The organism is Providencia sp. PROV202 (assembly GCF_028479565.1).
GTDB classification, from domain to species: domain Bacteria; phylum Pseudomonadota; class Gammaproteobacteria; order Enterobacterales; family Enterobacteriaceae; genus Providencia; species Providencia zhijiangensis.
In genome coordinates, this window is the sequence record NZ_JAMPNV010000018.1 from 112,318 (window position 1) to 125,857 (window position 13,540).

Annotated in this window: 13 protein-coding genes; 6 read left to right on the forward strand and 7 right to left on the reverse strand. The window is 43.7% G+C overall.

All coding sequences use genetic code 11. The features are described 5' to 3' along the window. Positions 1 to 7 precede the first annotated feature (7 nt). Together gshB and rsmE are read right to left on the reverse strand one after the other, a co-directional pair. Entirely contained in the window at positions 8 to 955 is a 948-nt protein-coding gene (gene gshB / locus PR799_RS13890; RefSeq protein WP_272522465.1) for a glutathione synthase, read from the reverse strand. Between the two features lie 9 nt (positions 956 to 964). After that, entirely contained in the window at positions 965 to 1,696 is a 732-nt protein-coding gene (gene rsmE, locus PR799_RS13895; protein WP_154604537.1) for a 16S rRNA (uracil(1498)-N(3))-methyltransferase, read from the reverse strand. A gap of 258 nt (positions 1,697 to 1,954) precedes the next feature. Between rsmE and PR799_RS13900 the strand changes: the two genes are divergently transcribed. Beyond that, on the forward strand, positions 1,955 to 2,632 hold the full coding sequence (locus PR799_RS13900) for a prepilin peptidase (RefSeq protein ID WP_272522467.1): 678 nt from the start codon (positions 1,955 to 1,957) through the stop codon (positions 2,630 to 2,632). Here the strand turns inward: PR799_RS13900 and PR799_RS13905 are convergent. Continuing rightward, positions 2,625 to 3,269: a DsbA family protein gene (locus PR799_RS13905; RefSeq protein WP_272522468.1), complete on the reverse strand. Its 645-nt coding sequence runs from the start codon at positions 3,267 to 3,269 to the stop codon at positions 2,625 to 2,627. The genes PR799_RS13900 and PR799_RS13905 overlap by 8 nt on opposite strands. A 142-nt stretch (positions 3,270 to 3,411) precedes the next feature. Beyond that, positions 3,412 to 4,284: an MBL fold metallo-hydrolase gene (locus PR799_RS13910; protein WP_272522470.1), complete on the reverse strand. Its 873-nt coding sequence runs from the start codon at positions 4,282 to 4,284 to the stop codon at positions 3,412 to 3,414. A gap of 125 nt (positions 4,285 to 4,409) precedes the next feature. Here PR799_RS13910 and PR799_RS13915 point away from each other — a divergent pair, with 125 nt between their 5' ends. Continuing rightward, on the forward strand, positions 4,410 to 5,324 hold the full coding sequence (locus PR799_RS13915) for a LysR family transcriptional regulator (RefSeq protein WP_272522471.1): 915 nt from the start codon (positions 4,410 to 4,412) through the stop codon (positions 5,322 to 5,324). On the opposite strand, the gene PR799_RS13920 is transcribed toward PR799_RS13915, so the two are convergent. Further along, a complete protein-coding gene (locus tag PR799_RS13920) occupies positions 5,304 to 6,239 on the reverse strand; it encodes a LysR family transcriptional regulator (protein WP_154628218.1) in 936 nt (311 codons plus the stop codon). The two genes, PR799_RS13915 and PR799_RS13920, sit on opposite strands and share 21 nt — an antisense overlap. A 123-nt stretch (positions 6,240 to 6,362) precedes the next feature. Here PR799_RS13920 and lysA point away from each other — a divergent pair, with 123 nt between their 5' ends. Together lysA and PR799_RS13930 are read left to right on the forward strand one after the other, a co-directional pair. Then, entirely contained in the window at positions 6,363 to 7,622 is a 1,260-nt protein-coding gene (gene lysA, locus PR799_RS13925; protein WP_272522473.1) for a diaminopimelate decarboxylase, read from the forward strand. A 101-nt stretch (positions 7,623 to 7,723) separates the two neighbouring features. Continuing rightward, positions 7,724 to 8,419 carry a hypothetical protein gene (locus tag PR799_RS13930; RefSeq protein ID WP_272522474.1) on the forward strand — a complete coding sequence of 232 codons (696 nt, stop codon included), beginning with the start codon at positions 7,724 to 7,726 and terminating at the stop codon, positions 8,417 to 8,419. A gap of 134 nt (positions 8,420 to 8,553) precedes the next feature. Here PR799_RS13930 and fadE read toward each other — a convergent pair whose 3' ends face one another. Continuing rightward, a complete protein-coding gene (fadE, locus tag PR799_RS13935) occupies positions 8,554 to 11,019 on the reverse strand; it encodes an acyl-CoA dehydrogenase FadE (protein ID WP_272522476.1) in 2,466 nt (821 codons plus the stop codon). Positions 11,020 to 11,359: 340 nt separating this feature from the next. Here fadE and lpcA point away from each other — a divergent pair, with 340 nt between their 5' ends. Beyond that, a complete protein-coding gene (gene lpcA / locus PR799_RS13940; protein ID WP_036954182.1) occupies positions 11,360 to 11,938 on the forward strand; it encodes a D-sedoheptulose 7-phosphate isomerase in 579 nt (192 codons plus the stop codon). 26 nt (positions 11,939 to 11,964) lie between these two features. Beyond that, a complete protein-coding gene (locus tag PR799_RS13945) occupies positions 11,965 to 12,732 on the forward strand; it encodes a class II glutamine amidotransferase (protein ID WP_154604561.1) in 768 nt (255 codons plus the stop codon). On the opposite strand, the gene PR799_RS13950 is transcribed toward PR799_RS13945, so the two are convergent. Continuing rightward, the gene (locus PR799_RS13950) at positions 12,703 to 13,443 is read right to left on the reverse strand and encodes a L,D-transpeptidase family protein (RefSeq protein ID WP_272522478.1); all 741 of its coding nucleotides are present in this window, start codon (positions 13,441 to 13,443) and stop codon (positions 12,703 to 12,705) included. The two genes, PR799_RS13945 and PR799_RS13950, sit on opposite strands and share 30 nt — an antisense overlap. Positions 13,444 to 13,540: the final 97 nt, after the last annotated feature.

Sequence of the window (13,540 nt, forward strand, 5' to 3'; positions counted from 1 at the left end):
ATAAAGACTATTTTTTCAGGCGGCGCTCAATCGCATCCATCAACATACCGGTGATGGAGATATCAAATGCAGCTTCAATTTCACGGGCGCAGGTTGGGCTTGTGACGTTAATTTCAGTCAAGCGATCACCGATAATATCCAGACCCACGAAAATCAGACCTTTTTCTTTTAAGGTCGGTGCGACAGCGCGAGCAATCGCCCAGTCACTTTCTGTTAATGGGCGGGCTTCACCACGGCCACCCGCTGCGAGGTTTCCACGGGTTTCCCCTTGTGCAGGAATACGCGCAAGGCAATATGGCACAGGTTCACCGTCCACCACCAGCACACGTTTGTCACCCTCTTTAATGGCAGGTAAGAAGTTTTGCGCCATGCAATAACGGGAATTGTGCTCGGTTAATGTTTCAATAATAACGCCAACGTTCGGGTCTTCTTTTTTCACACGGAAAATAGAGGCGCCGCCCATACCGTCCAACGGTTTAAAAATCACGTCGCCGTGTTTTTTATGGAATTCACGCAGTTTTTCAGAGCTACGAGTGACTAAGGTATCTGGAGTTAACTCAGGGAACCATGCCGTAAACAGCTTTTCGTTACAGTCACGTAGGCTTTGTGGCTTGTTGACAATCAAGCAGCCCGCTTGTTCTGCGCGCTCAAGAATGTAAGTCGCGTAGATATATTCAGTATCAAATGGCGGATCTTTACGCATTAAAATGGCGTCAAGGTCGCTCAGGGCGATATCTTGTTCTGAGTGAAACTCATACCATTTGGTTGGGTTCTCTTCGACCGTCACAATCTTTGTGGTCGCACGGGCTTCACCTTGGTGCAGGTACAGGTCGTTCATTTCCATATAATGGATTTCATAACCGCGGCGTGCAGCTTCCAGCATCATTGCAAAACTGGTGTCTTTTTTGATTTTAATGGATGAAATAGGATCCATTACTATGCCAAGCTTGATCATTTTATCTCCTTAACCCAAGTCACCTAAACGCACTTGTAATGCCGTTATAGCGGTTAGCGCGGTCGTTTCTGTTCGTAATACTCGTGGCCCTAACAGGATATCAGTAAATTGATAATTGGCTGTCATGGCAATTTCATCAGCGGATAAGCCGCCTTCTGGGCCTATCAGCAATCTTACGTGCTTTAAATCAGCGGGGAGCGTGTTGATGCTCTCACTTGCCCGAGGGTGTAAATTAATTTTAAACGCGCCGTCATTTTCTGCACACCACGCTTCAAGAGATTGGACGGGGCGGATTTCAGGGATGCGGTTGCGACCACTTTGCTCACAGGCGGCAATGGCAATCTTTTGCCACTGTTGTAATTTTTTCTCTAAACGTTCGCCATCCAGGCGTACGCCACAACGTTCTGAAAGTAGTGGCGTGATAGTGTTGACGCCAAGTTCCACAGATTTTTGAATAGTAAATTCCATTTTTTCACCGCGGGACATTACTTGCCCAAGGTGGATATCTAAGGGGGATTCACGGTCATCCAATGTGCAGTCTTGGATAGTCACAAACACATTTTTTTTCGTTGCTTCGGTAATTTCAGCGCGGAATGTGTGATTGCTTCCATCAAACAATTCTAGCTGCTGTCCGGCTGTCATGCGAAGAACTCGACCCACATGGTTAGCTGCATCATCACAAAGCGAAATGGTGGTATTAATTTGAAGTGGCTCTGGGTGATAAATGCGTGGAACGCGCATGATTTTTCCTTAGTCCAATAATTAAGATAACTGATGCAGGATATGGGGGCAGAATCTCGAAAAACAAGAGGACGGACTGAGTTTATAACTAAAAAGAGGGATTTTTTAGCTCGTCTGTGCCTTGCATTTCACACTCTCATATCGACGCTAAATTTGTCGATAAAACCGACTCAAAACGACGAAATTATAGTGTTGGTTTCTGCGCCCAGCACCGTATAGTAAGCCTTGTCTTTACCGCTCATGGAAAAGGAGAACACCATGATTGATGCCGTAAATGGATTTTTAATACCTATATCGTTAGTCACACTATTGTCCCTCTTGTCATCGTGGCTGACAACTCTGTTACTGAGGGAAATTCCTGCCCGCTATTTTGATTTACCGAGTATTACCATTAACGTGAATCGGGTATGGATAGGTTATTGGGTATTGGGAGCGATGATTGCGCTCCTTGGTTATCCACTTTTCGTTATCTCTGTATTATTTCTGTTTTTTAATTTGGTTATTCCGTTAGGGGTAATAGACCTAAAAACGGGCTATTTACCGAATGTTCTCAATTATCCCTTACTCGTTTTGGGTCTGTTATTTCAATGGATAATGCCAGCGGGAAATCTGTTATCCGCTATTTATGCACTGATCTTTAGTTATGTTGGGCTAGTGGTTATCACGACGTTAGTGGAAAAAATTCGTCGGCGACCACAGTTGGGGAGAGGGGATTTTAAGTTAATTGCTGCGTGCGCGACGTGGCTCGGTGTATTCAATCTTCCCTATTTTCTGGGGCTTGCAGCGAGCTTAGGTTTACTGCATTTTCTGTGGTGTGCATGGCAAGGCAAATACAAAAGGCGAGGCAAACAGAAATTAGAGCAGAGCATTCCGTTTGGTCCCGCCATTATTTGTAGTGCCAGTTTTTGGCTGATGTTTAGCTGGTATCCTAATTAGCGGCTTTCACCAGCGAGTCTAAAAATTGTTGCCATTTTGCGGGTTCGCCAAGGTAGTTTTGCAGTGGTACGCGCAGCCATTTGCCTTGCTGTTCGATTAACAGCGTTGGAAAGCCAGACGCACCGGATTGGCCGAGCAATTGCTTACTTTGAGCAATATGAGCGTCTGTTTCAGTTTGCGCGCATTGGGCATAATCTTTTTGGAACTGCTCAATATTCAAACCAATTTCTTGCGCCACTTCCGCTAAGACTTCGGGCTGTTTAATCTGGTGACCAGAAATGTAATGTGCTTTTTGCAAAGCTTTAAGCATTTCAACGCCTTTTCCTTGTTTTGTTGCCGCTAAAATAGCGGTTTGTGGTGGCGTTGAGTCCATCACTACATTTGGCTGGTGCAGCATTGCGATGTAGTCATCACCAAAAACTTGCCCCGTCATGGCAGCAATGCGTTTATCTGATTGCAAAATATATTGACGGAATTGGTCGTCAAGATGCAGGCGTGCATTGCCAGCAAGCATTCCGCCACCGTGCAATTCTAAGTGAATATTGGGGTGATTAGCGGCAATGGCGATTAACGGCGCAGCGGCATAACACCAGCCACAGTAAGGGTCATAAATATAATGTAGGGTAATTGTGTTCATGGTTTTTATTCTCTCTAATTATTTGTTTTATCATTCTATTCGAATCGCTGAAAAGCCAGTCGTTAAAAAAACAAGCTAACGGAAAATAGCGGGTTAATAGTCGCTATCTCCGTCATTAACTGTCTTTATATTGAGCTGCGGCTTATTGCGGCCACTGCATTTCGCCTTTCACCACTTTAGCGCTTAACTCTAAGCTTGATTTGTCATCCAAGCTTGGGTAGCGAGCTTCCATTTTCTGAATAAGTTCTGCGGAATCTTTACTCTGGCTGTTCGCTTTCTCAAAGTCAGTTAAATATTTTTGGGTAAAGGTCACGCTTGCCAGATCCATTTTGGATTTACCCGTAAAGTGTCCTGGAACAACCACGCTTGGTTTCAGCGCTTTGATGCTTTCTAACGTTTGTTGCCAATTTTGGCGCGATTGCGGAGTCTGAGTGTCGGCAACCCAAACGTGGATATTGTCAGAAACAACGACACCCCCGACAACGGCTTTGAGTGAAGGCACCCAAACGTAGCTTCTATCCGGTGATGCGCCATCTAACCCTTTGATTTCTAACGTTTCGCCATCCACAGTGAAGTGATTGGTTTTGATAACTTCAGGTACGACAACTTTGCTTGGCGCTTCATTTTTTAATACACCGCCCCAGTAAGCCAGTTTGCCATCTTTAGTCGCATTAATCGCATCAACGGTTTGTTGAGTCGCAACCACTTTGGCATCAGGAAAGGCTTTAGTCAGTGTTTCTAAACCAAAATAGTAGTCTGGATCAGAATGGCTGATATAAATGGTGGTCAGTTTTTTATCCAGTTTTTTGATTTTATCGACTAACTGCTGGGCGTCATTATTTTGAAACTGAGCGTCAATCAATACCACTTCTTTATCGCCACTGATAATTTCAGAGGAAACGGGAAACACACTGTTATTGCCTGGGTTATAAACATCTAAGGTTAAGTTCGCCGCTTGAGCAAAGTGAGTGGCAGTGGCAAATGCGGTTGCAGTTAATACAGTCGATAATTTCATTTTTCTATCCTAATGTTGAGTGATGTTGTGTGCCTGATTCGGCTTGGTGTGTATATTAAATTGCAATTAAGGTGAGAAAAACACCATAATAAGGTCATATTTGTTGCATAAATCGGTCAAATGATATGGATAGACTCAAAGCAGTACAGGTGTTTATTACTATTGTAGAACAAGGTAGCCTCAGCGGTGCGGCAGATAAATTGGATATGTCCCGTGCGATGGTGACGCGCTATTTGGCTGAAATGGAGCAGTGGGCGGGGGTACGTTTGCTTAACCGTACCACACGGCGCTTAAGTTTAACGTCAGCGGGGGAAGGGGTTTATCAGCAATCATTGCAGTTGAATGCACTCTCTTTAAGCGTTCCGGTTGAGCAAAAGCATGATACGAAAGAGCTAGCGGGCTTGGTGAGGATTAGTTGCTCTCAATCCATCGCTCAAAGTGCGTTGTCTCTAGCGATTTCTGAGTTCTTACAAACTTATCCTAATATGATGATTGATATGCAGATTTCGAATAAATCGGTGAATTTAATCGAGGAGCGTATCGATCTGGCTATCCGCATTACCAATCAGTTAGAACCGAATTTAATTGCCAAGCCGCTATCAACCTGCCATTCCGTAATTTGTGCTTCGCCGAAATTTCTACAAGGCAAAAATTTACCCACCAAACCTGAAGATTTGGCTCTGATGGAGTGCCTCACTTACAGCTTTTTTGGGCGTAGCATGTGGAGCTTTGAAAAGGCGGGAAAAACCTCGACTGTGTTGGTAGATGGGCGTCTGAGTGCGAATGAGTCAGTTTTTTTAATGGAAGCGACACTTAATGGCGCGGGCATCGCGATGCAGCCTTACTATTCTGTTGCGAGCTATTTACAATCGGGGGAGTTGGTTCAGTTGTTACCAGATTACACGCCGATGCCTCTTGGTATTTATGGGGTCTATACCAGCCGGCAGCATATGCCAACGCCATTACGTGCCGTGATCGACTTCCTTGCTAATTGGTTTAAAACCTCACCTCACTGGCTCTCATTGATGTCGCAGCGCTAAGGCGAGGTCATGCTCTAGTTGTGTAAAGGTACGTTGCAAATGCTCAGTGAAAATATGGGTGATCTGCGAAGATGGGCGGTGATTCGGCGTAATTAAGCTAACGGTAAATGGGATAGAAAAACTAAGTGGACGGATCACCAGCTTACCTGCTGATTGTTGATAAAAATCCAATGCAGTCAGGGGGTTGACGATAGAGACCCCAATTCCTTTCAAGGTCATGGCGCAAATAGAGGAAGCGGAGTGGGTTTCCATCACCATTTTGCGCTCCACTTGATGCTCGGCAAAGGTGGTATCAATGATTTGCCGATAGCTATCTGTGAGAGAGAGGCTAATAAAACGCTGTTGATGAAAATCTTGTGGAGTGAGGACTTTTTTCTGCTCGAAAGGGTGCCCTGCGGGTATCACACAAACTTCATTTAATGAACCTAATGTCAGTTGTTCCGTGCCTGGCGGAGTTTGTAAGTGCTCAGTTAGCCCCAAATCATAACGCTGGGCGGATAGCCACTCTTCTAATACGGGGGATTCTTGCGGGATCACTGTTAAGTTCACTTCTGGGTAATTTTGCATAAAGGCTTGGCAAACTTGCGGTAACAAAGATTGTGCGAAAGCAGGTAAGCAGGCAATGGAAATTTGAGCGTGTTCAAAGCGGCGAATAGTTTCTGCAGAGTTGCGAATACGCTCCAAACCATAATAGGAGTGTTCGACTTCTTCATGGAAACGCAAGCCTTGCGCCGTGGGGTGTAGGCGACCTTTGACCCTATCGAATAATTTAAATTGTAATAAATGCTCGAGTCGCGCCAGTTCTCGGCTGATGGTTGGCTGAGAGGTATTTAGCAATGAAGCCGCTTCCGTGAGGTTGGGCGTGGTCATTACCGCACGAAAAATTTCAATATGTCGCCAAGAAATAGCCTGCATGATTGCTCCTCTCGTATTTATATATCAGATATGAATAGACTCTAGCAAAAAGGATATTTTTTTTCCCGTCTTATTCGTCTAATAATCGAACTTACTATAATAAAACTTGCCAACGAGGTTCCGATGACCACATTCGCCAACACCACCAGCCAGTATTTAACCCCTGAACATTTACGTACACTGCCTACGCAGTTTGGTACGCCTGTCTGGGTGTATGATAGTGAAGTGATTATTGACCGTATTGGGCAATTAAAAGTGTTCGATACCGTCCGTTTTGCTCAAAAAGCTTGTTCCAACATTCATATTTTGCGTTTGATGCGTGAGCAGGGCGTGAAAGTGGATTCGGTGTCATTGGGTGAAATTGAGCGTGCATTAGTGGCGGGCTTTCAGCCGGGTCGTGAAAAATCGGAAATCGTGTTTACGGCGGATGTGCTCGATCCAGCCACGTTGCTGAAAGTGACAGAGTTAGATATTCCGGTGAATGCGGGCTCTATCGATATGTTGCAACAAATTGGTGAATATAAAGCTGGTCATCCAGTTTGGCTGCGTATCAACCCAGGTTTTGGGCATGGTCATAGCCAAAAAACCAATACGGGTGGAGAGAACAGCAAGCACGGAATTTGGCATCAAGATTTACCGGAAGCATTAGCGAAAATCCAGCAGTACAACCTAAAGTTAGTAGGCATTCACATGCACATTGGCTCCGGTGTTGACTACCAGCATCTTGCCAATGTGTGTGATTCTATGGTGGAGCTGGTGATGTCTGCGGGCGTGGATATTGAGGCTATTTCGGCGGGTGGTGGTTTATCAACGCCTTATCGTGAGCATGATGAAATCATTAATGTTCAGCACTATTACAGCCTGTGGGATAACGCGCGTCAGCGTATCGCGCAGTACTTAGGTCACTCTATTGAATTAGAAATTGAGCCGGGGCGTTATTTAGTGGCGGAATCCGGTGTTTTATTGGCGCAAGTGCGTGCAGTTAAAGATATGGGCAGCCGCCATTATGTGCTGGTGGATAGCGGTTTTAACGATTTAATGCGCCCTGCAATGTATGGCAGTTATCACCATATTTCGGTATTACCAGCAGATGGCAGCAGCGTTGACAGTCAGCCATTAAAAGAGACCATTGTTGCGGGGCCATTGTGTGAATCTGGGGATGTCTTTACCCAGCTAGAAGGTGGAATGGTGGAAACCCGCTTACTGCCAGCAGTCAACGTTGGGGATTATTTAGTTTTCCATGACACAGGGGCTTACGGCGCATCGATGTCATCGAACTATAATAGCCGTCCATTGTTGCCTGAAGTGCTGTTTATTCACGGAAAACCGACGCTGATTCGTCGCCGTCAGACTATCCAAGAGTTATTGGCCTTAGAATTGTAATCCTTATGGGATTTTAAATTAACGTTAAATCGTTTTATTATATGAATGGGATAGCCTGATCTATATCATAATCTTAATTATTAATGTATATAAGAAGGCTTATGATGTTAAGTGTAGTTAATGGAACAAATAAAGGTATAGAGGGTGATGATTTGGGCGGGAAGTTATTATCTTCTATTCAAACACCACTTTCTCAAGAAATTAATTTTGTTAGTAATAAAAACGATATCGATTCTTTTGTTGATATGATCAAAACAGTGAATATCAACTATTGTTTTAAATATGGAGCTACTGACCAACTTTTTTTAATTAAAAATACGGATGATAAAAAACAGGATATTGTTATTCCTTATGATGATAAATTAGGCGGTGGTAAATATGGAACTGCATTTAAAATTAATAACTTTGTTATTAAATTTCCAATGATAAATTTGATGCTGAAAGAGTTTATATTAAAAGAGCCATTTGCAGATTATGATCGTTGTTCTGGTATATTAAATACAGTGAATAAAGATGAAAATTTTTCTCGTTCAGTTACATTTGATAATGGTCAGCATGCCTTAGTCACCATATATATTGATGGAGAATCAGTAACTGGAGATAAAGCTATCCAATTTGTAAAATCCCGAGGCTACATTATCCATGATTTTAACTCCGAAGGTAATGTAAGAGTTAAAGATGGTAAATTAGTATTAATTGATGCAGACAATGTGACTAGACCTTATAAAGAAAGACGTAATTCGATAGGAAGTGAGTTTTTCTATAGTCAATATCCGGGAAAAATAAGAAATGGATAATTGAGATATTTAAAAATAAAGACATCTTCATTGGTTCCTTTATTAATTTATAGCTTTCGCCAGTTTAAGTTGTGTTATTGTCTTAAACATAAAATCCCCCGCTTTGCGAGGGATTATTATTTTTATAGGATAAATTAAGCGGCTTTCTTTTTCTTGCTCGCGTCTTCATTTGACGGTTCGTCAGGAGACTTTTTTGACGGAAGCACTCCTAAATCATCGAAATCAAATTCGTCGACATTAATCGTACGTAAGCGGCTGGCTTCGGCTTTACGTAAAATGTCGGCTTCTTCTTGGGTGATAATGTTTTCTGGCAACATTTGATCAGCTAACTTATCCAAACGCGTGAAGCTGAATTTACGCTCTTTTAAGCGGCAGATACGTTCGAAAATTGGCTCTGCAGCAATAATGTCATACAGTGCTTGGTTCACTAAACCGTGCGGGTTGTTCTCCACAGGGGTTAGGAATTGACCACGTCCAATTCTGTCGCGTGTTTCTGATGGCTCCATCATCAGCTGTGCTAGTTTGTGATCCAGTCGGTCAGATGGCATCGACATTGCACGGCCTGTCGGGAACAACACGATGCGTAATGCACCAGCAACAAAGCGATTTGGGAAGTTTTTCAGTAGGTCGTCCATCGCTTTTTCTGATTGATACAGACAATCTTCAACAGCCCATTTCACCAGCGGTAAATCCGCTTTTTGGCGACCTTCATCTTCATAACGTTTCAAGGTTGCAGAAGCTAGATACAGATGACTCAGAATATCCCCAAGACGAGCGGAGATACGCTCACGGCGTTTTAAGCTACCACCAAGAACACCCATAGACACATCAGAGAGCAGGGCTAAGTTAGCACTTTGGCGGTTAAGCATTTGGTAATAACGGCGAGTTTCATCTTTAGTTGGTGCGCTGCTGCCACGCCCATTGGTTAAACCTAACCAGAAACTGCGGCACTTATTACTGATCACATGACCAATATGACCGAATACCGCTTTATCAAATTTGTTTAGGTTATTATCTTGGGCTGCTGCCATTTCATCAAGCACATAAGGATGGCAACGGATGGCACCTTGTCCAAAGATAATCATGCTACGAGTCAGAATATTGGCACCTTCAACGGTAATGGCGATAGGTGCGCCTTGGTAGGATCTGGCAACGAAGTTAGAACTTCCTAAACAGATACCTTTACCGCCAGTGATATCCATTGCATCGATAATTGAGCGCTGGCCACGGTGAGTACAGTGATATTTCACGATGGCGGAAAGCACCGCTGGTTTTTCGCCCAACATAATGCCGGAGGTAATTAAGGTTGCTGCGGCGTCCATTAAATAGGCGTTGCCAGCAATACGGGCTAGAGGCTCTTCAATACCTTCCATTTTGCCTATAGGAAGTTTGAATTGACGACGAATATAAGCATAAGCACCCGTTGCCATTGCTACACTCTTCAAGCTACCTGTTGAGTTGGATGGTAAGGTGATCCCGCGTCCAACAGACAGGCATTCCACCAGCATTCTCCAACCTTGACCTGCCATTTGTGGACCACCGATGATGTAATCGATAGGCACGAAAATATCTTTTCCGCGGGTTGGGCCATTCATAAATGGAATGTTCAGCGGAAAGTGGCGGTGACCAATCTCAACACCAGGGGTATTCGTTGGGATCAATGCACAAGTAATACCGAGGTTTTTCTCGCCACCCAGTAGTTTCTCTGGGTCAGTTAATTTAAAGGCTAAGCCTAATACCGTCGCGATTGGCGCAAGGGTAATGTAGCGTTTGTTCCAAGTCAGGCGCATACCTAAGACTTGTTCACCTTGCCACTCGCCCATGCAAACAACGCCGGCATCAGGAATCGCTCCAGCATCAGAGCCTGCTTCTGGACTGGTTAATGCAAAACAAGGGATCTCTTCACCGGTAGCTAAGCCCGGTAAATAACGATTCTTTTGCTCATCTGTACCATAATGTTGCAGTAATTCACCTGGACCTAATGAGTTTGGAACACCCACCGTGATAGCAAGGATACCGGAAACACCCGCTAATTTTTGTAGAACTTGAGATTGGGCGTACGCAGAAAATTCTAATCCGCCATACTCTTTTTTGATGATCATCGCGAAGAAACGGTGATCGCGTAGGTATTGCCAGACTTCTGGTGGTAAATCTGCGAGTTCATGACTGACTTCAAAGTCGTTCACCATGCCACAAACAGTTTCCACTGGGCCATCAATAAAAGCTTGTTCTTCAGCGGTGAGTTGTGGTTTTGGGTAATTATGAAGTTTGTTCCAATTTGGTGCCCCACGGAACAGGTCACCTTCCCACCAAGTGGTTCCAGCATCAATCGCTTCTTTTTCTGTGCTAGACATCGGTGGCATCACTTTCTGGAACAGGGTCATCGCTTTTGATGAAAACAGAGATTGGCGAATTGGTGTGATGACAAATGGTAATAAAACCAGAGCGACGGGTAACAGCATCCAGTAGCTCCAGACACTAGCAGCACCCATGGCTGCGGTATAAGCCAGTAATATAACGGTGCTCAGAATGAGTGAGCTTTTGTGGTAGCTCAGCACGCCGATTAACGCAATAAATAAAACAATACTGAGAAGGATCATAGTTGAAGCTCCTGTCTACTTGTAAGAGGTCTGACCTGTTTGTTTTATTAATCTATATCTGGTAATAAACAATTAGCAAGGTATTTACATCTTAATTACAACTTGGCTCACAAAATCATCAGTTCCTTTTGTAAAGGGACGGTGAATGAAAAATAACCAGTCTTTAGCTAGCCGCAGAGCAGAAGCGCATTGTTGGAGATTTCGCCAACCATACCCCATACGGTACAATCAAAAGTAGAAACAAAATGTACCCTGTGCAACAATCGAGAAATCAAAGATAAATTACCTATAAAGACGTAATTATCTCCATCAAGCATTCGTAAAAATTAAGGGGAAACTCATGTACCAAGACTTGATCCGTGGTGAGCTGACTGAAGCGGCAGATACGCTATCAAAATTTTTAAGTGATGATGCAAATCTGCAAGCGATTGAGAAGGCGGCAGTATTGCTGGCGGACTCTTTTAAAGCGGGTGGTAAAGTGCTCTCTTGCGGTAATGGCGGCTCTCACTGTGATGCAATGCACTTTGCGGAAGAGTTAACCGGACGCTATCGTGAAAACCGTCCTGGCTACCCAGCGATTGCTATCTCCGATGTTAGCCACATCTCTTGCGTGAGTAATGACTTTGGTTATGAATTTGTTTTCTCTCGCTTTGTGGAAGCGGTAGGACAAAAAGGCGATGTGCTGCTTGGTATTTCGACCTCAGGTAACTCTGGCAATATTATTAAAGCGATTGAAGCCGCACGTGCGAAAGGTATGAAAGTGATCACCCTGACAGGGAAAGATGGCGGGAAAATGGCGGGAAGCGCTGATATTGAAATTCGCGTTCCACATTTTGGTTACGCAGATCGTATCCAAGAGATCCACATCAAAGTGATTCATATTCTGATCCAATTAATTGAAAAAGAGATGGTTAAGTAACCATTTTTAGTAGCAGGAGACTTTAAATGTGCGAGTTGCTTGGCATGAGCGCCAATGTACCAACGGATATTACGTTTAGCCTGAGCGGGCTGATTTCCCGAGGTGGGCAGACTGGCCCACATAAAGATGGATGGGGGATCACGTTCTACGAAGGTCTAGGCTGCCGCACATTTAAAGATCCCCAACCCAGTTTTGTCTCCCCTGTGGCGCGTTTTGTGCAGGAATATCCTATTAAATCGGAAAGCATTGTGGCGCACATTCGTCAGGCGAACCGGGGGGATGTTTCACTGGTGAATACCCATCCGTTTACACGGGAACTATGGGGACGGAACTGGACTTATGCGCATAATGGGCAATTGAAAGGGTTTCGTTCATTAAAGACAGGGCACTATAGACCAATCGGTGAAACTGATAGCGAATGGGCGTTTTGCTGGATTTTGCATCAACTGAATCAAAAATACCCAAGAAAGCCAACAAACTGGAAAGCCGTTTTCCGTTTTATTGGCACACTCGCGCAGCAACTGCGTGAAAAAGGGGTATTTAATATGCTGTTATCCGATGGGCAATATTTGATGGCATTTAGTTCAACAAAGCTGCATTGGATCACGCGTAGAGCGCCGTTTGGTAAAGCGAAACTGCTGGATCAGGATATCGAGATTGACTTTCAGCAGTGCACAACGCCAAGTGATATTGTTTCTGTCATTGCCACGGCGCCCTTAACGGGCAACGAGACGTGGCAAAAAATAGAACCCGGTGAATTTGTGCTATTCCACCGAGGTCAACGCATACTGTGATTTAGATCCCAATAACTTAGTGGGCGTTTCTGGCATGCTGTTAACATGATATTTACCTAATGTTACTGATATTTCAGCAGGTTTGCCGGTTCGCTCAAAATAATCATAAGCAGGTTGAAGCTGTTTCCAAAAAGCATAATGCGTTGAGTTGCGATAACGCAGCATATTCATTTTAGTCATGCGAAATGGATAAATACTCACATCAACGGCTAGTTGACCATTTTGAAGTGCTTGTTCCACGGTTTGATAAATTTCACCCATGGATTTATCTGTCATTGCATAACACCCGACAGACACACAGCTACCGTGAATCATCAGATAGTTACCTGAATACCCCTGCGTCTTATCAAATTCATTAGGAAATCCAAGATTGATAGATCGATAATATCGACTATTTGGATTGAGTTGCGAGCGCGTGATCTGATAAAACCCCTCAGGGCTTTTTAAGTCACCTTCTATCTTTTTAGGGCCTAGTCCACCAGAAAACTTACAGATAGGGTAGGTTTTGACTAATTTATACTTTCCTACGGCTGTTTTTTGGTAGAGCTCAAGTACACCCTCTTGCTTAAATATTTGAATAAATATCGATGAATCAGGCTGAGCAGTTGGCTTACTATTAAGGTGAAATAATGTGTTTTCTTCTTGTTGAGCAAATGCAGACGCTGCAAATGTGAAGAGTAAATAAACACCGACGGTTTTACTTATATGCATAATTAAGCCAAATGTTGAAAAATAAGCTGATTAAAAATGGACCAAATTCAACATATTTTAGACGAATGGAACAAAATTTAATATATCAAGTTAATAA